The following is a 21,416-nucleotide window of genomic DNA, read 5'->3' as shown; positions in this document are numbered from 1 at the left end:
TCGCGATCTGCACCATCAGCAACAGCTTGCGGCGGTCCATCGTGTCGGCCAGCGCGCCGGCCAGGAGCGACAGCAGGAAGACCGGCAGCGCGCCCGCCGTCTGCACCAGCGCCACGAACATCGGCGACGGCGACAGCGACGTCATGAGCCATCCCGCGCCCACGTCATGCATCCAGGTACCGATGTTGGACAGCACGGTGGCAACCCAGATCACGGAGAAGGCGGAATAGGCGAAAGGCGAGGACGGCTGGGCGTCGGCGGGGCGGATGTCGGCGGTCGTCATGGGAGGCTCCGGGGCTGCCGGTCAATACGAGAAAAAAAGCCCGCGGCATCGGCCGCGGGCCTGGGGATTTAGCGAGCGATAACCGGCGCAGCGACAGGCGCGATCGCCTCATGCTTCGTCTGCGTACGTTGCGCGGCCTTGTGCACCATCGTGTAGGCGTAGTCCACGCCCATGCCGTACGCGCCCGAGTGTTCCTTGACGATTTCCATCACGGCATCGTACGAATCGCGGCGTGCCCAATCGCGCTGCCATTCCAGCAGCACTTGCTGCCACGTCACCGGCACCACGCCGGCCTGGATCATGCGTTGCATGGCCATGTCGTGCGCTTCCTTCGACGTGCCGCCCGACGCGTCGGAAACCATGTAGATCTCGTACTCGCCTTCCAGCATGGCGCACAGCGCAAAGGTGGTGTTGCAGACTTCGGTCCACAGTCCGGCGACGATCACCTTCTTGCGGCCATTGGCGGCGAGCTGGTCGCGCACCTTCTGGTCATCCCAGGAGTTCATCGACGTGCGTTCCAGCACTTTCTTTTCCGGGAAGACATCGAGCAGTTCGGGGTAGGTATAGCCGGAGAACGACTCGGTTTCGACGGTGGTGATGATGGTCGGAATGTCGAACGCCTTGGCGCCCTTGGCCAGACCCACGACGTTGTTCTTGAGCGTCTGGCGGTCGATCGACTGCACGCCGAAGGCCATTTGCGGTTGGTGATCGATGAAGATGATCTGGCTGTTTTCAGGGGTCAGCACTTCGAGCTTGGCGGTGGCGTTGGTCATGTCAGTGTCCTTGAAGAAGTAGGTTTGGGGTGTTGCTTGCAGCGCGTTGCTGCGATGAACAGAACTATATTCTTCGGGACAATACGGCGGTAGATGGCGATTTTTGACTTCATCGTTCTTTTTATGGAACGATGGTGAGCAACGAAGGATCTTTGCAGACGGTGCGGCAGCCGCCGGCATAAAGCTTGCAATCGACAGCGGATTCCGGTCCTATCCAGAGCAGAAGATGCTATGGGATGGATTTCAGAAGCGGCTTCCAGGGATTAACCTCGCCGCAAAACCCGGCAATTCGAACCATCAGAATGGGATTGCCCTCGATATCTCCGTTAGAGCAGCGGACGGCAATGAAACATAAGAGTGGCTCAAACAACATGCACCTGCATTTGGCTTCGTACGTACTGTCAACGCTGAGCCATGGCACTGGGAATATGACCCCGCTCGCGCACAGCTCGCGGTGCAGAATGGCACCTACAAAATTCCTTCAGTGACGAACTGATCGGTCATCGGCGCAGGGCGTTCGCCCCCCGCTGCGCTACAGTCGGTCGTCCAGCGTGTGAGTTGTATCTAGCCGAGGCGTATCAAGCAGTCGTGCTTTTACATCGAGCAGCTTTTCGTCAGATACATCGAAGCGCTCAACCCACGCTTCGCCTTTTGGTCCGGTCAGCCGCGGTTCGCCGGCGGCACTGGCCGCCAGGTGTAACCCGAACACAGCACTGCGCAGCGATTTGAGCGCTGCGTTAGGTAGCGCGTACTGTGGAGGCTTAGGGTCGATAGCCGTCGCAGCAAGGCCGGGTTCGTTGCCAGCCTGAATGACGATGCCAGCGCCGTAGTCATAGAAGGCGAACCAGTCTGGCGGCAATTCCGAGCGCAACGTGTGCAAGCCGCCTGCCTGCGCCACCATGTCACGATTGATTGCGGTCAGCCAAGACACTGTCTTGAACCTGTCGGGCTTGAGCACCATGGCGGAGAAAACTGGCGTCCCCACATCAACGCCGCGGGCCTGCTCCGACGCGAAGGCTTCGGTGGGCTGATTACTGTTCCATTCCGACGGGGACAGCACAAAACCAAAACCGCCATGGCCATGCAATGCTTGCAGCCTCGCAGCGAATTCTACGAACAAGGTTTGAAAGGCTTTGGGTTGCTCGACAATATCAACAAAGGGCAACGCGAACCGCAACACATCCAGACGGCCTGTTTTTTTGGCGGCCCAAGCCGGTGCGGCATTGACATAAAAGGAATACGGGCCGGCATCCTCGCGCTTGGTGCCACTCGTGTACTGCAGGTCAAGCTTCTCGTCTTCGTCGAGCGTTGCGAAAAAATCGCGGATTGTCGGACTCTTGACGTAGGGCATGCACGGCGGGCCTGACGGGGGCTCGCCACGCCACAGCCATGTGAGGGCATCGCCCGCGTGCGCCAGGTAATCGTCAAAACACTGTGCGATTGCCTCCCGCTTAAGCTGTGTATAGCCGCCTTCGAAATATAAAGTGCCTGTAATGGCGATGACGGCGCCCACATAGTCGTGGCGGCTCTTAGGCATGAGCATCGCCCCGGGGAACTGCTGCGCCTGCGCGTTCTCGCGAAGTGCTGCGGCAAACGCCTCGCGGCTCATGTCGGGATGAAAAGCTGTCATAGGTCGTCTCAGGATACGGCGGGGATGGCCGCGGCTCATGGCTCACATTCTCTCAAGAGTTGGAGCCTCCGCAATGTCCGGGGCGATTCAAGAAGTGAATGAAAAATAGGCCGCACTGGGCGACCTATTCTGCATGGAAGCGCTGGCTTAAAGAGCACTTGTCTCAAGCGATTTTTATTCCTCGAAAGCGAACTTTATTCACGCGCTTTAAAAACTGAAAATAAAGTCGGTCGCAAACGGCCCGCGTGTCGATGGCTGCGAATGTTGGCGAGGTACAGGCGCACGTTGCGCCACACTTAAAACGTGTACTTCGCCGTCAGCAAGAACGACCGCGGCGCGCCGAAGTGGTTGTTGTCCTGGGTGCTGCCGATCGCCTGGTAGTAATACTTGTCGAACAGGTTATAGACGTTCAGGCGCAGATCCAGATTTTGTGAGGCCCGATACGCCACCACCGCATCCCACACGCTATACCCCGGCTGGCGCACGTTATACGCGGGCACACTGATCGCGCTTTGCACACGTACCGCCCCCCCCACCCGCCACGCATTCAGCGCGCCCGGCAATGTGTACATGGTCGAGAGCTTGAACAGATGACGCGGAGTCTGCGTGTCGTAGGGCGCGCCCGCACGGAGGCTGCCCGAATCCTCCAGGTACTTGGACTGGTTGTACGTATAGCCGGCAGCCACCTGCCAGCCCGGCGTGATTGCGCCCGCCACTTCAAACTCCACCCCCCGGCTTTGCACCTTGCCCGACGGCGCATAGCATTCGATCACCCCCGGGCTGCACGCGGACGTGGCCAGCGCGACCGGTCGGTTGCGCTGTCGGATCTGGAACACCGCCGCGCTGGCGTTGAGCCGTCCGTCGTAATACGCCCCCTTGATTCCGGCCTCCAGATTGGTGCCGATGACCGGGTCCAGCGGCGCGCCGCTGGTTGACTGGCTGCTCTGCGGCTGGAACACGCTGGTCCAGCTGGTGTAGACGGAATGGTGGCGGTCCAGGTCGTAGATCAGGCCCGCGTAGGGTGTCAGCTCGTGCTTGACCTTATAGTCCGCAGGCGGGCTGACGTAGTCGCCGGACTTCAGCGTCATGTCGTACTCATACCAGTCCAGCCGAGCGCCCAGCATTAGCGTCAGCGGGTCGGCAAGGCTCAGGCGGGTGGTGGCGTAGCCGCTCATCTGGCGCTGGTATCCCTTGCGCGACCAGGGGTAGACGAACGCGGGTTTCTCCACGGCGCTGGAGTTCCAGTGTTCCGGGTCGACCGTCATGTTGTAGTCCAACGGCCACCCGCCGGGGCCGTCGTCGTCCTTGTTCTTCAGGAAGCTGCCGCCCAACACCAATTCATGCGTGCGCCCGAGCAGCGAGAAGGGGCCGCTCAGGTAGCCGTCCACGCTGTACTGGGTTTTGTCATAGGCATACTGGCCCAGGCCCTGCCCGAAGAACGTCGAGTCTTCCAGCGGGTACAGATAACTGCCCAGCATGTTCATCCTGGCGCGCAACGTGCGGGCGGTGAGCTTGCCGGACCAGCCGTTCTCGAAACGGTGGTCGAGCTCGGCGAAGAAGCTGGTGTTTTCCTTGTTCCAATAGGCCCAGTCCGGCGACAAGCGGATCGAGCGATTGAAGTCGTAGAAGCTGCCGTCTCGGCGCGTGGGCAGCCCATTCCAGTCCGCGCCCGGGTTGTCCTCGCGGTTGTAGTAGCCGCCGACGCTGAGCGTCGTGTTTGCCGTGAGATCGGCTTCGATGGTGCCGTAGAAGAGCTGGCGCTGGTGCTCGTAGGCCTTCTTGAAGGTATTGGAATCCTGATACGCCACCACCCCCCGGGCGCGCAGTGTGCCGGCCTCGTTCAGCGGGCCCGAGCCGTCGACTTCGCCCCGGTAATTGTCCCAACTGCCGGCGCTCGCCGTCACCGAGAACTGCGGCACCGCCGTGGCGCGCTTGCGCACCAGGTTGATCGTGCCCGAGGGATTGCCGGCCCCCGTCATCATCCCGGCCGCGCCGCGCAGCACCTCGACGTGATCGTACATAGCCAACGTCGCCACGCCCTGCGTGTCGTAGTCGTAGCCCAGCGGCACCCCATCAGCCAGGAACGAACTGATCTCGAACCCGCGAGAGAAGAACTGCGTGCGTTCCCCGCCGCCGATCTGGCGCGTGGTCAGCCCGGTCGTGTCGCGCGCCACATCGTCCAGCGACTGAAACCCCCGGTCCTCGATCTGCTGGCGCGTCACCACGCTGACCGACTGCGGCGTCTCGCGCGGAGACAGCGCGAACTTGGACGCCGTGGACATGACCGTCGTGGTGTAGGAATGGGTGCCTTCCGTCACGCCCAGCGTGTCCGCTTCCACCGACACCGGCGCCAGCGTCGTCGTGTTAGCCGGGGCTACCGACAGGCTGCCGTCCGGCGTACGCCGCAGCTCCAGCCCACTTCCGGCCAGGGCGCGAGCGGTGGCTTCTTCTAAGGACATCCGGCCAGAGACGGCCGGCGCGGACTTGCCCGCCACAAGATCCGCCCGAAACGAGATCACCGCGCCCGCGATGCGCGCGATCTGGGTCAGCGTCACATCCAGCCGGCCCGCAGGCAAATCGTATTGGCGCAGCGCCTGGGCATGGGCGGTGCAGGCGGCGGCTGCGATGACGCAGGCGGCCGGAAACCTCAGGGAAAGCATGGATCACTCCGTGGTTGCGTGAGTACGCGTTCCCTGTATGTGCATCGGCACCATCAAAAAAACACCCGGCGCGTGAAATAGTCAGGCCAGATCGATCATCACGTACCAGCGGCTCACCCGCTGCATTCGGATCGGCAAGGTATTCCTCAGCGCCTCGAGCGCCCGGTCGCCATCGTCCAGCGGAAACAGCCCCGTCACGCGCAGCCGCGCCGCCTGCGGCGACATCCGCAGCCAGCCCGCCCGGTAACGGGCCAGCGCATCCACCACGGTTTGCAGGGGCTCGTCATGGACTTCCAACTCACCGTTCTGCCAAGCGGCGGCGTGTGCCTGGCCGTTCTGCACCGCATCCACCTGCCGCGCATCGAACCACACGCTCTGCCCCGGTGCCAGGGGCTGGCGCACGCCTGCTAGCGTGGTCACCACGGCGGTCCCGCTCAATGCCAGGCAGAAACTGCGCCCGGCAGCGCAGCGCACCATGACGCGCCCCTGGGCAAGCCTGACCTCGCCTTGCGGCAGCCGCAGCTGCAACTCCTGGCTGCCCCCCAACTCAAAAATCGCCGCCCCGGCCGACACGCGTACCACGTGCGGCCCCTCCCACGACGCCGCGCTGCGCGCATCCAGCTCCATGGTGTTGCCGTCCGGCAAAGCCACCCGCCGGCGCTCACCGGTGCGGGTGACATAGCCCGCCGCCAGAGATTGCAACGGCACATAGCGGTCCGCCACGCCCGCTCCCAGCAGCAGCGCCCCGCCCGCCAGCGCCAGCTTCCCCAGCCGCCGACGCTGCGCCAGCTGCGGCCCCACCAGCGAACGCCGCAGCGCATCGCCGTCGGCCAGCAGCCCTGGCCGCAGCGCATGCAACGTACCATTGAGCGCTGCGTTCAGCCGCTGCCACGCCGCGCCATGGCCCGGGCTCTCCGCCAGCCATCGTTCAAACGCCGCGCGGTCTGCATCGCTGGCCTGCCCGCTGGACAAACAGACCTGCCACTCGATCGCCGCCTCGCGGGTGCGCGCATCCAAGGCCGTCATACCCAAAACACCTCGCAGCAACGGTTCAAGGCCTGCACGATGTACTTGCGCACCATGGTCGGCGATACCTTCAGCCGCGCCGCAATTTCCACATGCGTCATCCCATCGAGCTGGCTATACAGAAACGCCATCCTGGCTTTGGCAGACAGCCCCTCGAGCGCCACATCCAGCGCCTGCAAGGCTTGCAGGGTCTGCACCCGCTCCTCGGCCGACGGCTCCAGCGGCTCCGGCTGCAACCGCAACGTCTCCAGCCAGGCCTGCTCCAGCTCGCGCCGCCGCCACAGCCGCCACGTAATTCGCCGGGCGATCGTGACCAGCATGGCCCGCGGCTCGTTTAGCTGCTCCAACGCCGGCAGGCAAAGCAACTGCGTAAACGTCTCGCCCGCCACGTCCTCCGCGTCCTCGCGGTTGCGCAGGCCATTGCGCAGCCGCCGCTCCAGCCACGGGTGGTCATTCTTATAAATGGTGGAAAAACGGCTATCGCGTGTCGAGGCCACGGGCTGCGCTATAAACAAATAGGAATCGTTATCAATTATCGCATAGGGCGCGCCGCTGTTTCCAGTCCCACCCCCTGTTCCTGCGAAACTCCCCGCCACGGTACGACTCGGCAATCTCAGCAAACGCTCGCGTGAGATGGGGATGCATGTAGTCGAGGTTGGCGTCGACGATGCCGCACGTAGTTAGGCAAAGCAATCGTGAGGCACGCGCGACCGACTTTATTTGTCGTTTTCATGCTGAGCAGATCCACGTGCCAAATGTGAACAGGGCCGCGTATTCGCGGCCCTGTTCACGTTTGGATAAGCGCTGCGCTACCGCATCACTCCACCGTCACGCTCTTAGCCAGGTTCCGCGGCTTATCCACATCCGTCCCCCGCGCGCATGCCGTGTGATACGACAGCAACTGCAGCGGCACCGTATGCAGAATAGGCGACAGCTTGCCATAGTGTTCCGGCATACGAATCACATGCATGCCTTCGGCGCTCTGGATCTTGCTGTCGGCGTCGGCAAACACATACAACTCGCCGCCACGCGCACGCACTTCCTGCATGTTGGACTTCAGCTTTTCCAGCAGCTCGTCCTTGGGCGCGATGGTGACGACCGGCATGTGCTCGGTGACCAGCGCCAGCGGACCGTGCTTGAGCTCACCGGCCGGGTAGGCTTCGGCGTGGATGTAGCTGATTTCCTTGAGCTTGAGCGCGCCTTCCAGCGCGATCGGGTAGTGCATGCCGCGGCCCAGGAACAGGGCGTTTTCCTTGGAGGCGAAACGATCGGCCCAGGCCATGATCTGCGGTTCCAGCGCCAGCACCGAACCGATGGCGGACGGCAGGTGGCGCAGGGCCTTCAGGTGCTCGGCTTCCTGCTCTTCCGTGAGCTTGCCGCGCGTCTGCGCCAGCGCCAGCGTCAAGAGGAACAGCGCGGTGAGCTGGGTGGTGAAGGCCTTGGTCGAGGCCACGCCGATTTCGACGCCGGCGCGCGTGATGTACGACAGCTTGCACTCGCGCACCATGGCGCTGGTGGACACGTTGCAGATGGTCAGCGTGTTTTCCATGCCCAGGGAGCGGGCGTGCTTCAGCGCGGCCAGCGTGTCGGCGGTTTCGCCGGACTGCGAGATCGTCACGACCAGCGAGCGCGGGTTCGGCACGCTGTCGCGGTAGCGGTATTCGCTGGCGATTTCGACGTTGACCGGGATCTTGGCGATGGATTCGATCCAGTACTTGGCGGTCAGGCCGGCGTAGTAGCTGGTGCCGCAGGCCAGGATCAGCAGGGAATCGACTTCCTTGAAGATCTTGTAGGCCTCGTCGCCAAAGAGTTCGGGCGTGATGGACTCGATGTCCTGCAGGGTGTCGCCGACCGCGCGCGGCTGCTCGAAGATTTCCTTCTGCATGTAGTGGCGATAGGGGCCCAGCTCGGCGGCGCCCGTGTGCACGTGCACGGTGTGCACTTCGCGATCGACGTTCTTGCCGGCGGCATCCACAATCCAGACGCGCGAGAGCTGCAGGTCGACGACGTCGCCGTCTTCCAGGTAGATGATCTGGTCGGTCGTGCCGGCCAGCGCCAGCGCGTCGGACGCAAGGAAGTTCTCGTTCTGGCCCACGCCCACCACCAGCGGCGAGCCTTGACGCGCGCCGACCACACGGTGCGGTTCGTCGCGGCAGAACACGGCAATCGCATACGCGCCATGCAGGCGGCGAACGGCGTTCTGCACCGTTTCGAAGAGGTCGCCCGAGTACAGGTGATTCACCAGGTGTGCGATGACCTCGGTGTCGGTCTGGCTTTCGAAGACGTAGCCGACGGCTTGCAGCTCGGCGCGCAGTTCGTCGTGGTTTTCAATGATGCCGTTGTGAACGAGCGCGATGCGCGGCTCGTCGTTGCCCAGGTGCGAAAAGTGCGGGTGGGCGTTGTGCGTGGCGGGCACGCCGTGCGTGGCCCAGCGGGTGTGGGCGATGCCGGTGAAGCCTTGGATCTTGTCCTGCGCAACCTGGTCGGCCAGCTCGGCCACGCGCTGCGTGCTGCGCGTGCGGCGCAGATGGCCGTCGGCGTAGACAGCGACGCCGCAGGAGTCATAGCCGCGGTATTCCAGGCGCTTCAGGCCTTCAACGAGGATCGGGGTGATGTCGCGCTGGGCGACGGCGCCAACAATGCCGCACATAGGAGTGACTCCGGGTAAGTTCAGTACCGACGCATTGTGCGCGACCCTTAAAGAAATTTGATTTCTTTATGTTCGACAATTTGGCAGTTAATTCCCTTACACAAATGTGATTAAATTATCTTTCGTCAGAATCGACATTTTGAATTAATCATGCAAAACACGTCCATTCCCCTGCCTGAACTGGATGATCTGGACCGGCGCATTCTTGAACAGTTACAAGAAGACAGCTCGCTGACCAACCAGGATCTGGCCGCGCGGGTGCACGCATCGCCCCCGACCTGCCTGCGGCGGGTGCGGCGATTGGTGGAAGAAGGGGTGATCGACCGGCAGGTGGCCATCCTGTCGGCCGAGAAGCTGGGCAGCACGCTGACGGCGATTGTGGAGATCACGTTGGACGTGCAGGCCGCGGAAAGCCTGGACGCGTTCGAGCAAAGCATGCTGACGGAGCCGGCGGTGCTGCAGTGCTACCGGGTGTCGCCCGGTCCGGATTTTGTGGTGATCGCGCAGGTGAAGGACATGCCGGCGTATCACGCGCTGGTGCACCGCGCCTTCACCGCGCAGGCCAACGTGCGCAACGTGCGCACGTTTTTCTCGGTGCATCGCGCCAAGTTCGAGACGCGGATTGATGTGCGGGGGTGAAGTGCCGGCGTGAGGTGCGGCTATCGAACAGCCGCAGGGAAACGCGGCAGATGAAGCGGCCTACTTCCGCCCCACCAACCGCTCAAACTGCGCCAGATACCGGTTCCCCATCTTCTGCACGTCGTGCTCATTGCGCACGTACTCATACGCACGTTCGGTGACCTCGTGCCGGAACGCCGCATCATCCAGGCAGCGCGCCATGCCGGCCGCCATGGCCTGATGATCGCCCACGGCGCATAGCACGCCGCGGCCGTCGGCCAGGCTTTCCTTCAAGCCGCCGGCGTCGGTGGAAACAACGGGCACACGTTGCAGGAAGGCGTCGAGCACACTGCTGCCCAGCGCTTCTTCCTCGGAGCTCATGACGAAGACGTCGAGGATGCTGTAGAAGTCTTCCACGCCCTTTCTAAAGCCGGCAAAGCGGTAGACGTCTTCGATGCCGAGCTTGCGGGCCTCGTCCTTGGCCTGCTGTTCGCGGTCGCCGCCGGCGCCGAAATGCAGGAAGACGAAGTCGCGGCGCGTCTTGGCCAGTTCGCCGACAGCGCGCACCAGCGTAACGGGGTCCTTGTCGCGGATGAGGGCGGCGGAGGTCGCCATGACCTTCTTGCCCTCAAGGTCGAACTCGCGCACCAGGTTGGCGACGTTCTCGGTGTTGATCTGATGCGGTTCAACGGCGCTGCGGATGATGACGGGCTCGATGCCCAGTCGGCGCGGCTCGCCGGCGGCCATCTCGCTGATGGCCACAAACAGATCCGTGTGGCGCCACTTGTACCCGGTCTTCCATTCGTCGCCCGGCTTGACGACGAACGACGTGCGGCGCGAGAACACGACCGGCCGGCGGTGCAGCCATTTGGTCAGCACGGCCCACGTGATGGTGTTGGCGGTCTGCGCGTGGATGATGTCGTAGCGGCCGGCGCCGGCCAGAAACGCGAGCTGTCCGGGCACGTTGCGCACGGTGTGGGCGACGAATCCTTCCTGGCGGGCGCGCTCGGCCAGCGGCGCGCCTTCGCGGCACATCACTTCGACGTCATGCCCGGCCTTGCGGAACGCGCGCATGCAATACAGCGTCTGGCGCTCGCCGCCGCGCCAGCCTTTCTCGAAGTTCAGTTGCAGGATCTTCATGCGCGGCCGATGCCTGAATACTCGAAGCCCAGGCCGCGCACGTCGGCCGGCGTGTACAGGTTGCGGCCGTCGATGATGAGCGGCGTCTTGAGCAGGGCCTTGACGCGATCGAAGTCGGGCGCGCGGAAGACCTTCCATTCGGTGGCGATGAGCAGAGCGTCGGCGCCGTCCAGCGCGTCGTACATGTCGGTGGCGAAGCTGACGCCCTGATGGCCAGCCAGCGCGCGGCCGGCTTCGTGCATGGCCACCGGATCGTAGGCGCGCACCTCGGCGCCGCGGCGCGTGAGTTCGGCGATGACGGTCAGGCTGGGCGCCTCGCGCATGTCGTCGGTGTTGGGCTTGAAGGACAGGCCCCACAACGCAATCTTGCGGCCGCGCAGGTCTTCGCCGAAGCGTTCGACCAGTTTCTCGGACAGGCGGAATTTCTGCGCGTGGTTCGCGGCTTCGGCGGCTTCGATGACGCGCATCGGCAGGCCGTGCTCGGACGCCGTGTTGACCAGCGCCTGCACGTCCTTCGGAAAGCACGAGCCGCCGTAGCCCGCGCCGGGATACAGGAAGTGATAGCCGATGCGCGGATCGGCGCCGATGCCGCGGCGCACCTGTTCGACGTCGGCGCCCAGGACTTCGGCCAGGTTCGCCATCTCGTTCATGAACGAGATGCGCGTGGCCAGCATGGCGTTGGCGGCGTATTTGGTCAGTTCGGCGGAGCGCACGTCCATCACCATCAGGCGGTCGTGCGTGCGCTGGAAGGGCTCGTAGATGCGGCGCATGACGCCGATCGTGTAGTCGTCGTCGGCGCCGACGATGACGCGGTCGGGGCTCATGAAGTCGTTGATGGCCGCGCCTTCCTTCAGGAATTCCGGATTGGACGCCACCGTGAACGGCAGGTCCACGCCGCGCTCGGCCAGTTCCTTGGCGACCACGGCGCGCACCTTGTCGGCCGTGCCGACGGGCACCGTGGACTTGTCCACGATCAGCTTGCGCGAGGTCATGTGGCGGGCGATATTCTGCGCGGCGGCCAGCACGTACTTGAGGTCCGCGGAACCGTCTTCGCCGGGCGGGGTGCCCACGGCGATGAACTGGACGTCGCCAAACGCCACGCTCTGGGCGACGTCATCAGTGAAATGCAGCCGGCCGGCCTGCACGTTGCGGCGCACCAAGTCTTCGAGACCCGGCTCGTAAATGGGAATGCCGCCCTGGCGCAGAAGCGCGATCTTGGCCGCGTCCACGTCCAGGCACATGACATCGTTGCCCATGTCGGCCAGGCACGCTCCCGACACCAATCCTACGTAACCGGTACCCACGACCGTGATTTTCATGCCTGTGCGCCTTCAAATAGGTAATCTTTGCGCCCGGAAAGTGAAACCGGGCGCCGGCCGCCATTATAGAAGCGGCCCGCGCCCGAGGGTCCGAGCGGGTTCAAGCCGGCGCCAGCGGCTGCTAAGTCCGCAGCTTGTTGAAGCGGACGGTGTTGACCACCACGGCCAGCGCCGCGCACACCGTGCCCAGCACAAGCGCCAGTCCCGGCCCGTGGGCCGCGCTGACACTGAAGGCAATGGCCACCAGCGCGGTGCCGAAGCTCTGCCCGAAAACCCGGGTGGTGGCCTGCAAGCCGCCCGCCGCGCCGCTGCGCAGCCGGGGCGCGGCAGAGAGCAGCGCGCGGTTGTTCGGCGTCTGGAAGAAACCGAAGCCCACGCCCGCCACGAACATGCCGGCGATGACCGGCCAGTTCGACACCGTGGACGGCAGGAGCGCCAGCCAAAGCATGCCCGCGACCATCGTGGCCGCGCCAATGCCACTGAGTGTGGCGGCGGAATAGCGGTCGGAGAGGCGTCCAGCCAGCGGCGCGATGATGGCCGTGCCGACCGGCCACGCGCCCATCAGCATGCCCACTTCCAGATACGGCCGGCCAAGCACCTGCTGGAAGTAGAACGGCAGCGACACATACGAGGCCATCTGCGCGGCGAAGGTGCACGCCGACGCGCCCACCGCGAACGCCAGCGGCCGGATGCGCAGCAGGTCCACCGGCACCAGCGGCGCGGTCTGCTGGCTGGCGCGGCGCACCAGCACAATACCCGCCACCGCTGAAATCGCGACCAGACCGATGCCGCGCAGCAGATCCTCGCCCATCATGTCCACGCCGGAGATGAACACGCCCAGCGTCGCCATGCAGAGCAGCGCGCTGATCCAGTCCAGCTTCACATCGTTGCGCGGCACTTCGGGCAGATGGCGCAGGCCAAACATGGCAAGCGCGCAGATCGGCAGGTTGACGGCAAAGATCCACGGCCACGGCGCCACGGACAGAATCGCCGAGCCGATGGTGGGGCCCAGCACCGACATCACCGCCACCGTGGTGGCGTTGATGCTGATGCCCCGCCCCAGCATCTTGAGCGGATAGATGTTGCGCACCAGCCCGCCAAACATGCACATGAGCGTGGCGGCGCCCAGCCCCTGGAACACGCGCGCGGCGGTCAATTGCCACAGCGTGCCGGCCAGCGCGCAGCCCAGCGAGGCCAGTGTGAACAGCACCAGTCCGAACGTGAACATGCGGCGAAAGCCGATGCGCTCGGCCAGCGCGGACAGCGGCAAGAGCGCCATCACGACGGCCAGGTTGTAGGCGTTGACGATCCAGACCGCCTGCGCGGGCAGCGCGTTCAGATCCTTGGCGATCGTGGGCAGCGCCACGTTGGCGATGGTGGTGTCCAGCACCGACAGGCTAATGCCTGTCATCACGGTGGCCGCCGCCCAGTACCGGCGCGGCGCCGGCAGGCCGTCGGGCGGCGCGGGCTTGGTCCCGCCGCCCGCGGCCGCTTCCTGTTCCTGCGTCACGACTTCTTGACCGGGCGCTGCCATCCGTCGACGGTGACCTGCTTGGGACGCGACACCGTCAGCTTGTCGGCCGGTGCGTCGCGCGTGAGGGTGGTGCCGGCGCCCAGCGTGGCGCCGCGGCCCACGCGCACGGGCGCGACGAGCTGCGTGTCAGAGCCGATGAAAGCGTCGTCTTCGATGACGGTGCGGTGCTTGTTCACGCCGTCGTAGTTGCAGGTGATGGTGCCCGCACCCACGTTCACGCGCGCGCCGATGTCCGCATCGCCGATGTAGGCAAGATGGTTCGCCTTGCTGTCAGCGCCCAGCACGCTTTTCTTGATCTCGACAAAGTTGCCGACGTGGCTGCGATCGCCCAGCTCGGCGCCGGGACGCAGGCGGGCATAAGGACCCACGCGCGCATCGCGGCCGACTTCGGCCTGCTGCAGGTGGCTGAAGGCTTCGATCTGCGTGCCCGCACCGACGCTGACATCACGCAGCACGCAATGCGGGCCCACGCGCACGCCGTCGGCCAGCGAGACCTGGCCTTCGAACACGCAGCCCACGTCGATGAACACATCGCGGCCGCAGGTGAGCGTGCCACGCACGTCAAAGCGCGCCGGGTCGGCCAGCGTGACGCCGGCTTCGAGCTGGCGGCGGGCCTGCTCGGCCTGCCAGCGGCGCTCCAGTTCGGCCTGCTGCACACGGCTGTTCACGCCCAGCGTTTCCCAGCCGGCGCCCGGCTGGGCCGCCCCCACGGGCACGTCGTCGACCACGGCCAGCCCGACCACGTCGGTCAGGTAGTACTCGCCCTGGGCGTTGTTGTTGTCGATGCGGGTCAGCCAGTTCTTCAGCTTCGCGGTGGGCGCGCTGAGAATGCCGGTGTTCACTTCCTTGATTTCGCGCTCGGCGTCGGATGCGTCCTTGTGTTCGACGATGCGGCACACGTTGCCGTTGGCGTCGCGCACGATGCGGCCGTAGCCGGTGGAATCGGCCAGCACTTCGGTCAGCACGGCGGCGCCCTGGCCGCGCGCGTCCAGCAAACGCTGCAGCGTTTCGGGCTGCACCAGCGGCACGTCGCCGTAGAGCACCAGCGTGACGTCGTCCTTGCCGTCGCCTTCCAGCAGCAGCGGCACGGCCTGTTGCACGGCGTGACCCGTGCCCTGTTGCGGTTGCTGCAGCACGAAGTGCAGGTCCGGCTGGCCTTCAAACGCCTGCTTGACGCGTTCAGCGCCATGGCCGACCACCACGATGATGCGCGCGGGCTTCAGTTGGCGCGCGCTGTCCAGCACGTGCGACAGCATGGGTTTGCCGGCCAGCGTGTGCAGCACTTTGGGAAGGTCGGACTGCATGCGTTTACCCAGTCCGGCGGCAAGAATCACAACATTAAGCATAGGTTCCAGTAGGTTGAGAGACGGGCGGGCGGCCTTGCGGCCTACCCGCGTGTCGATTGAAGGATGGGTTCAGGGCTTGCCGTCGGCAGGCCCATTTTTCTTGGCGGTCTTGGCCGTGCGCTTGGCGGCGGCCGGCTTGCGCGCGGCGGCGGGTTTGGCGGGCGGCTTTCCGGTCTTGGCGTCCGGCTGGGCCGACGCCTTGGGGGCCTCGGAGTCGGATTTGGACTTGGACTTTGCGGCGTCCGGCGCGCCTGCTGCGCCCGTTGCGCCGGCCGGCATGGATGCAGCGGTAGCCGCTGCGATCTGATTGAACTGCTGCTGCAGCAGGTCCCACCACGCCTTGGACGCTGACTGCGCCGCGGCGCCCATCTGTTCGCTCATGGCGGCGGCCGATTCCGGTCCGCTCCCGGCCGATGCGCCTGCGCCTTCCGGTTGAGCACCCGACTGCGCGGCGCCGTTTTCCTTTTCACTTGCAGGGGTCGCATTGCTGGACTGCGCAGAAGCGGCACTGGCAGACCCCGCCGTTTTTGGCGCCGGCTTCAACCCCAGCGCAACTTCCAGCGGCGACGCCGCGGCGCCGTCCTGGCTTGCGCCCATGTCCATACGCGATGCGCTGTCCACGAAGGCGCGCAAGGTGCTGATGGTGGAGCGCTGCACTTCCATGCCCTGGATGGTGCTCGAGAGCATGCTGAGATTCATGCGCAGCCAGTTTTCCACCGAGCGAAGCTCGGCGATGCGGCGGTCCAGGTCTTCCAAATTCATCGGCGGGGCCATGGGCAGGCTGCTGGCAAGACCGCCGGGACCGGTCAACCCGGCCCACGCCTGACGCATCATCTCCATGCTGGCCAGCAGCGGGTTGCCCGACAGATCAGAGCTCTGGCCCATGCCGGGCAGGACGAACGGGTTGTTGTATTGGTCGCTCATTCCAGGTGTCTCCATAGTCGGGTGCTTGCTGCCGGCGGCCGGGGTCACCCGGGCAGCAGTTGATTGTTCTCCACGCGCACGTGGTCGCCGGACGCGAACGCGAACGGCTGCGCGCTGCGGAACTGGCGGGTGCTGCCATCATTCATGCGCACTGTGAGTTCATAGTGCGTCACTGTTTGTTGCTGTCTGATATTACGCTCAACTTCACGGCCTGCCAAAGCACCGCCGACCGCGCCCAGCACCGTCAGCGCCGTCTTCCCGTTGCCTCCGCCAAACTGATTACCCACAACGCCGCCGGCCACGCCGCCCGCGATGGTCCCGACCAGATGGTTGCTGTCGTCCTTGGTGGGCACCTGCACCTGGCGGATGGTCTGGACCACGCCGCAGGTCGCGCAGGCCTGCTGCGCCGGCGCTGCGGCCGCACGCTGGGGCTGGGCGGGTTGCGATGGCTGCGATTGCTGCGCCTGATGCATCTGGCCGGCGGGCCTGCCCGCGCCCGGCGGTGCGGTATTCGCGGCGGTGGGCGGTTCAGCGGCCGGCGCCGGCGCCAGGTTGGCGTCCTCGGGTCCGGCCTCGGCCACGGCGGCCTCCGCGTGCGGATTGGCGGACGGCGACGGCAGCCAGCCCAGCACGGCAGCGACGCCTACCGAACACATGACGATGACGGCGATCGCCGCGGCGGCAAGCAGCGGATGCAAGCCGCGGCGCGGCGACGCGGAAGAGGTCGAGGTATTCATGACGATGCTCCATCGTAACTAACCGGCAGTGGTATAGCACCCGCGCGCAGTTTCGGCATGTTGCGATGGTGACCCTTCATTGCAGGGCAGATGGAGGGTGGACAGGGTGGGGCATTCGTGGACAATAGGCCCCATGGATTCGATCACGCTGACCCAACTGGAACAGGCAATCAACTACTGGCGCAACACGTCGCCATCAGTGGGAGAAGAGTCTCGCCTGTGCCCCGAGGCGGCCGCGCTGGCCACCCCTTACGCGCTGATGATCATCAGCCATCAACGCGAAATCGCCGCCGCCGAACTCGGCGATAAAGCGCGCGCGGCGCTGGCGGCCTGGGCGGCTGCAAAGGTCTGAGCAGGCTGGCGGCCAGTTCCGCCGCAATCGACCCCGCCGTTATCCCTTGAGCAGCGCCTGGATGTCATGCGTCAGGGCGTCAACCCCGACATTGTTGTTGACCAGCACGCGCGACTCGCCCTTGCCGTCCAGCAGGTAGAACGCGGCCGTGTGGTCCATCGTGTAGTTGCCGTCCTTGGTGGGCGCCTTGGCGTAATAGGCCTTGAACGACGCCGCCGCCTTCTTCACCTGGTCCGGCGTGCCGGTCAGCCCCAGGAACCGCGGATCAAACGCCGTGACGTACTGCTTGAGCACCTCGGGCGTATCGCGCTCAGGGTCCACCGAAATCAGCAGCACCTGCACGCGATCGGCGTCCGGACCCAGCTTTTTCATGACTTCGCTCAGTTCGGCCAGCGACGTGGGGCACACGTCTGGACACTGCGTGAAACCGAAGAACACGACCACGACCTTGCCGGAAAAGTCCGACAGCTGGCGCATCTTGCCGTTGTGATCGGGCAGTTCCATGGCGCGGCCCAACTGCGTGCCGCTGATGTCGCTGCCCTTGAACACGGGTTTGCTTTCGCCGCAGGCAGCCAGGGCGGCGGCGACGGCGGCAGCTGCGCCCAGTCGCAGGGCCAGCCGGCGGCTGGCGGAAAACACGGACATCAACAACCTCCAGGGGATCAGCGCAACAGGCCGACCCAGTGGTCCACCAGCAGCGCGCCAAACAGCAGCGCCAGGTAGAGAATGGAAAAACGGAACATGCTGCGGGCCAGCTCGTCGCTGTACGCGCGGTACAGGCGCCAGGCGTAGGACACGAACATGCCGCCCAGCACCAGGGCGGACAGCAGATAGAGTTCGCCGCTCATGCGGATGGCGTAGGGCAACAGCGTGGTCGCCATCAGGGCCAGGCTATACAACAGGATGTGCAGCCGGGTGAACTGGTTGCCGTGCGTCACCGGCAGCATGGGCAGGCCGGCCTTGGCGTAATCGTGATTGCGATAGAGCGCCAGCGCCCAGAAGTGCGGCGGGGTCCAGATGAAGATGATGAGGACCAGCACCCAGGCCTCGGCCGGCACCGAGTCCGCAACGGCGGCCCAGCCCAGCGCGGGCGGCATTGCGCCCGACAGGCCGCCGATCACGATGTTCTGCGGCGTGCGCGGCTTGAGGATGATGGTGTAGATGATGGCGTAGCCCACGAACGTGGCGAACGTCAGCCACATGGTCAGCGGGTTGACCATGTTGTAGAGCACGAACATGCCCGCGCCGCCCAACAGGCCCGACAGGCTCAGCACCTGGAATGCCGAAATGGTGCCGCGCGCCGTGGCCCGGCGCGCGGTGCGCAGCATGCGGGCGTCGACTTCCTGTTCGATCAGACAGTTGATGGCGAACGCGGCAGCGGCCAGCAGCCAGATGCCGATCGTGCCGAACAGCACACGGCGCATGTCGGGAATGCCGGGCGCCGCGAGGAACATGCCGATCACGGCGCAAAACACCGCCAGCTGCGTAACGCGCGGCTTGGTGAGAACGAGGTACTGGCGGAGCAATCCGGATTGAGGAGCGGCAAGACTGGTCATAGTGGACCTCATTTTAAACGCGCACCAAATTGGGGTCGTACCGCCCCACCGGCTCGCGGCCGGCCGACGCCAGCCGCACCATCAAAACCACCGCCGCCAGCGTCAGGCCCGCAGCGCCCCCATTGTGCAGCACGGCGATCAGCAGCGGCCACTGGAAGAAGATGGTGGTCAGTCCCGTGAAGAGCTGCGCGGCCAACAGGGCCAGCATCAGCGTGGCCGGGCCGCGCAGGCCGGGCTCGGCGGCGCGCAGCCGCCACGCCAGGATGCCCAGGTAGACGAACACCACGAAAGCGAAATTGCGGTGCACCCAGTGAATCGCCGTCAGCGCGGGCTGCGAGATCATTTCGCCGGAAGGCAGCTCGCCCAGGCCCCGGATGACGGAATAGCCGCCGTGGAAGTCCATTTCCGGCACCCACACCCCGTGGCAGGTGGGAAAGTCCATGCAGGCGAGCGCCGCATAGTTGGTGCTGACCCAGCCGCCCAAGGTGACCTGCACCAGCAGAAGTCCGAATCCGACCGCCACCCACGGTTTCCAGCGCACGGCCTGCGCGCTCACCGGGAGATGCGGACGCTCGCGCGAAGACAGCCAGGTCATCAGCGCCAGCACCGACAGGCCAAAGACCAGATGGGCCGTCACGACAGCGGGCATGAGCTTGTGGGTCACGGTCCAGGCGCCGAACGCACCCTGCACGCACACGGCGACCAGCGTCATGATGGCCAGCGCGGGCGAACGGCCCAGTTCGCGGCGATAGCGCCACGCCATGTAGACGATGCCGATGATGAGCATGCCCAGGATGGCGCCGACATAGCGGTGGATCATCTCGATCCAGGCCTTGGACAACGTCACCGGCCCGAAGGGCATGGCCTGCGAGGCCTCGTGGATGTCGCCCATCGCGCCGATCGGCGTGACGCTGCCGTAGCAGCCGGGCCAATCCGGACAGCCCAGGCCGGAATCCGTCAGGCGCACGAAGGCGCCGAACATAATGAGGTCCAGCGTCAGGAACCAGGTAAAGAAGACGAGCTTGCGATAACGCGCTTTGATGCGTTCCATATTCAAATCAAAAACCTACATTCAACCAATGCGCGAGTTATAGACGAGCTTGCTGATGTCCTTGCGCACCCGCACGCCATCCGCCTCGGCGGGATACTGCATCATCAGGTTGCCCAGCGGATCGATCACCCAGATCGGATCCTGCAGGCCGGGCTGGCCGGCGGCCGTGTCGCGCGCCAGGAGGAACCGCGCCAGCTGATCCGGATCCACGCGCACCATCACCGTACCCTTGTAGGCCTCCAGCACCTTGTCCGGCACCACCGCGTCATCCGTGATGAACCAGACGCGCGCCAGGCGGTCCACGTTCTTGCCCTGGCTGGCGTGGCTGTTGCGCGTGATGAACAGCTTGCGCGCGCAGCTTTCGGGGCAGGCCGCGCCGTCGGCGGCCACCAGCAGCCATTTGCCCTTCAGGCTTTCCAGATCGAAGGGCTTGCCGTCCAGCGTGGTCAGACGCAGTTCGGACGCCGCGGGCATGGGCCGTTGGGGCGACAGCAGCGTACCGTAATTGCTGGAATCGGTGGGCCACCACTGCGGGTTCAGGTAGACCACGAACGCCGCGACGATGGGCGCCAGCGAGCACAGGAACACCAGCACCATGGGCGTCAACGAACGCTTGACTGCGGGCTTGTTGGTTGGAATGTCGCGAGCCACTTTTTATCCTGGATTAGCGTTGGTCATCTGCGTGCACGCATGCGCGCCTGGGCCTGCTGGTCCACGCGCTGGCGTGAGCGGCGGATGGCGCCCCCCAGCACCACCAGCCATGCAATGGCGGCAATTGCGCCAAAAGCGAACCACTGTACCGCGTACGACGTGTTCTGCTGGAAATCGACAGAGGGCTGGGGCCAGTCGCGCACCAGGCCATCATCGGCCTGGCCGCCTTGGCTCAGCACCGTGGGCAAAAAATTCAGTCCGGTCGCGCGGGCATAGGCGTCCAGCGGCAGGTTCTGCACCTGCGGCACCGTGCCGCCCGCCACCGGCAGCGCCGCGGGCAGGGTGGAGGCTTCCGCGCCGCTCAGCGACCACAGCTCGAACATGCGCGGCACACGCACCGACAGCTCGCCCTGCACGGTCTGCACGCCCTCGGGCGTGGCGGGCAGTTGCGGCTCGCCCTGGCCCTGGATGACGCGCGGCAGCCAGCCCCGCAGCACCAGCACCGCGCGGTTCGTGGCCGCGTCCAGCAGCAGCGGCGTGGCCAGCCAGTAGCCCGGCCGGCCTTCATGGTTGCGATTGTCCAGCAGTACACTGAATTGCGGCAGCCACGTGCCGCTTGCTTGCGCCACGCGCCAGGGCGTCATGTCGGCGAGCGGCGTTGACGGCGTCAACGCCAGCGGCGCTTGCTTGCGGCCCGCTTCGATCGAGGCCAGAATGGCGCGTCGCTCATCGCTGCGGCGCAACTGCCATTGCCCCAGCGACACCAGGACCATCACGGCCAGGCCAAGCAGCAATAAGGCGGCTACCGTGTAGCGGGTGGAATGCGGTCGGGACATCTGTCGTTGCTGAATCTGAATAGTCGGGAGACCACAATGCGCGTTTTCGTCGTTCTGGCCTTCATCGGGATACTGGCCAGTCTGGCATCCGCCCTGGTCTACCTGATGCGGGACAAAGGTACCACCAACCGCACGGTCAACGCGCTGACGGTCCGCATCGGCCTGTCGGTCGCCCTGTTCCTGTTCGTGCTGTTCGCCCATCACATGGGCTGGATCGAAAGCACCGGTTTTAGATAGGCTGCACGGGTCCCGGTTCCCCGGGTCCTGCACCGCATTGCCGGCGCGCGCCTCCAAATAGCCTGAAAGCGCGATGGATGCCGGCTTGCCGCC

22 protein-coding genes are annotated in these 21,416 nt (G+C 65.1%); 4 read left to right on the top strand and 18 right to left on the bottom strand.

The window, feature by feature from the left end; all coding sequences use genetic code 11:
- Positions 1-283, bottom strand: a 283-nt coding sequence (locus tag MHZ91_RS26890) for an MFS transporter (protein WP_239216440.1), incomplete at its 3' end; no start/stop codon positions are given.
- A 68-nt stretch (positions 284-351) separates the two neighbouring features.
- Positions 352-1,056: a hydrolase gene (locus tag MHZ91_RS26885; protein ID WP_175123867.1), complete on the bottom strand. Its 705-nt coding sequence runs from the start codon at positions 1,054-1,056 to the stop codon at positions 352-354.
- Positions 1,057-1,159: 103 nt separating this feature from the next.
- On the opposite strand from MHZ91_RS26885, the gene MHZ91_RS28430 reads away from it, so the two are divergent.
- Positions 1,160-1,411: a M15 family metallopeptidase gene (locus MHZ91_RS28430; protein WP_370647899.1), complete on the top strand. Its 252-nt coding sequence runs from the start codon at positions 1,160-1,162 to the stop codon at positions 1,409-1,411.
- Between the two features lie 177 nt (positions 1,412-1,588).
- On the opposite strand, the gene MHZ91_RS26880 is transcribed toward MHZ91_RS28430, so the two are convergent.
- The 5 genes from MHZ91_RS26880 to glmS form a co-directional block, all read right to left on the bottom strand.
- Positions 1,589-2,686: a type VI immunity family protein gene (locus MHZ91_RS26880; protein ID WP_239216439.1), complete on the bottom strand. Its 1,098-nt coding sequence runs from the start codon at positions 2,684-2,686 to the stop codon at positions 1,589-1,591.
- A gap of 296 nt (positions 2,687-2,982) precedes the next feature.
- On the bottom strand, positions 2,983-5,346 hold the full coding sequence (locus MHZ91_RS26875; RefSeq protein WP_239216438.1) for a TonB-dependent siderophore receptor: 2,364 nt from the start codon (positions 5,344-5,346) through the stop codon (positions 2,983-2,985).
- 81 nt (positions 5,347-5,427) lie between these two features.
- Positions 5,428-6,372 (bottom strand): DUF4880 domain-containing protein, encoded by a 945-nt coding sequence (locus tag MHZ91_RS26870; protein ID WP_218342357.1) that lies wholly within the window; start codon positions 6,370-6,372, stop codon positions 5,428-5,430.
- Entirely contained in the window at positions 6,369-6,869 is a 501-nt protein-coding gene (locus MHZ91_RS26865) for a sigma-70 family RNA polymerase sigma factor (protein WP_239216436.1), read from the bottom strand. The genes MHZ91_RS26870 and MHZ91_RS26865 overlap by 4 nt, the downstream gene beginning before the upstream one ends.
- Positions 6,870-7,189: 320 nt before the next feature.
- The gene (gene glmS / locus MHZ91_RS26860; protein ID WP_191576302.1) at positions 7,190-9,022 is read right to left on the bottom strand and encodes a glutamine--fructose-6-phosphate transaminase (isomerizing); all 1,833 of its coding nucleotides are present in this window, start codon (positions 9,020-9,022) and stop codon (positions 7,190-7,192) included.
- A gap of 150 nt (positions 9,023-9,172) precedes the next feature.
- On the opposite strand from glmS, the gene MHZ91_RS26855 reads away from it, so the two are divergent.
- Complete coding sequence (locus tag MHZ91_RS26855) at positions 9,173-9,661, top strand: Lrp/AsnC family transcriptional regulator (RefSeq protein WP_175123873.1); 489 nt, start codon at positions 9,173-9,175, stop codon at positions 9,659-9,661.
- A 60-nt stretch (positions 9,662-9,721) separates the two neighbouring features.
- Here MHZ91_RS26855 and MHZ91_RS26850 read toward each other — a convergent pair whose 3' ends face one another.
- The 6 genes from MHZ91_RS26850 to MHZ91_RS26825 form a co-directional block, all read right to left on the bottom strand.
- Positions 9,722-10,780 carry a glycosyltransferase family 4 protein gene (locus MHZ91_RS26850; RefSeq protein WP_175123874.1) on the bottom strand — a complete coding sequence of 353 codons (1,059 nt, stop codon included), beginning with the start codon at positions 10,778-10,780 and terminating at the stop codon, positions 9,722-9,724.
- Entirely contained in the window at positions 10,777-12,099 is a 1,323-nt protein-coding gene (locus MHZ91_RS26845) for a UDP-glucose/GDP-mannose dehydrogenase family protein (RefSeq protein ID WP_218342359.1), read from the bottom strand. Before MHZ91_RS26845 ends, MHZ91_RS26850 begins: the two co-directional genes overlap by 4 nt.
- Before the next feature lie 121 nt (positions 12,100-12,220).
- A complete protein-coding gene (locus MHZ91_RS26840) occupies positions 12,221-13,633 on the bottom strand; it encodes an MFS transporter (protein ID WP_370647898.1) in 1,413 nt (470 codons plus the stop codon).
- A complete protein-coding gene (gene glmU / locus MHZ91_RS26835; protein WP_175137078.1) occupies positions 13,606-14,979 on the bottom strand; it encodes a bifunctional UDP-N-acetylglucosamine diphosphorylase/glucosamine-1-phosphate N-acetyltransferase GlmU in 1,374 nt (457 codons plus the stop codon). The genes MHZ91_RS26840 and glmU overlap by 28 nt, the downstream gene beginning before the upstream one ends.
- Before the next feature lie 69 nt (positions 14,980-15,048).
- Positions 15,049-15,903, bottom strand: a complete 855-nt coding sequence (locus MHZ91_RS26830) for a PhaM family polyhydroxyalkanoate granule multifunctional regulatory protein (RefSeq protein WP_239216433.1) — start codon at positions 15,901-15,903, stop codon at positions 15,049-15,051.
- A gap of 44 nt (positions 15,904-15,947) precedes the next feature.
- Positions 15,948-16,640: a glycine zipper 2TM domain-containing protein gene (locus tag MHZ91_RS26825; protein ID WP_218342362.1), complete on the bottom strand. Its 693-nt coding sequence runs from the start codon at positions 16,638-16,640 to the stop codon at positions 15,948-15,950.
- A 133-nt stretch (positions 16,641-16,773) separates the two neighbouring features.
- On the opposite strand from MHZ91_RS26825, the gene MHZ91_RS26820 reads away from it, so the two are divergent.
- On the top strand, positions 16,774-16,992 hold the full coding sequence (locus MHZ91_RS26820) for a DUF3717 domain-containing protein (protein WP_175123880.1): 219 nt from the start codon (positions 16,774-16,776) through the stop codon (positions 16,990-16,992).
- Between the two features lie 39 nt (positions 16,993-17,031).
- Here the strand turns inward: MHZ91_RS26820 and MHZ91_RS26815 are convergent, their stop codons facing one another.
- The 5 genes from MHZ91_RS26815 to MHZ91_RS26795 form a co-directional block, all read right to left on the bottom strand.
- Positions 17,032-17,637 carry an SCO family protein gene (locus MHZ91_RS26815; protein ID WP_239216432.1) on the bottom strand — a complete coding sequence of 202 codons (606 nt, stop codon included), beginning with the start codon at positions 17,635-17,637 and terminating at the stop codon, positions 17,032-17,034.
- A 17-nt stretch (positions 17,638-17,654) separates the two neighbouring features.
- Positions 17,655-18,548, bottom strand: coding sequence for a heme o synthase (gene cyoE / locus MHZ91_RS26810; RefSeq protein ID WP_175123882.1), 894 nt, complete (start codon positions 18,546-18,548; stop codon positions 17,655-17,657).
- A 13-nt stretch (positions 18,549-18,561) separates the two neighbouring features.
- Positions 18,562-19,599: a heme A synthase gene (locus tag MHZ91_RS26805; protein WP_239216431.1), complete on the bottom strand. Its 1,038-nt coding sequence runs from the start codon at positions 19,597-19,599 to the stop codon at positions 18,562-18,564.
- A 21-nt stretch (positions 19,600-19,620) separates the two neighbouring features.
- On the bottom strand, positions 19,621-20,196 hold the full coding sequence (locus MHZ91_RS26800; protein WP_175123983.1) for a hypothetical protein: 576 nt from the start codon (positions 20,194-20,196) through the stop codon (positions 19,621-19,623).
- Between the two features lie 77 nt (positions 20,197-20,273).
- Positions 20,274-21,086, bottom strand: a complete 813-nt coding sequence (locus MHZ91_RS26795) for an SURF1 family protein (RefSeq protein ID WP_239216430.1) — start codon at positions 21,084-21,086, stop codon at positions 20,274-20,276.
- Positions 21,087-21,122: 36 nt separating this feature from the next.
- On the opposite strand from MHZ91_RS26795, the gene MHZ91_RS26790 reads away from it, so the two are divergent.
- On the top strand, positions 21,123-21,323 hold the full coding sequence (locus MHZ91_RS26790; RefSeq protein WP_105236947.1) for a twin transmembrane helix small protein: 201 nt from the start codon (positions 21,123-21,125) through the stop codon (positions 21,321-21,323).
- Positions 21,324-21,416: the final 93 nt, after the last annotated feature.

The sequence above is a fragment of the Achromobacter sp. ACRQX genome, from assembly GCF_022346505.1.
Taxonomy (GTDB): Bacteria; Pseudomonadota; Gammaproteobacteria; order Burkholderiales; family Burkholderiaceae_B; genus Achromobacter; species Achromobacter animicus.
Note: the sequence above shows the minus strand (reverse complement) of the source record. Positions and strands in the feature narration are given on the sequence as shown.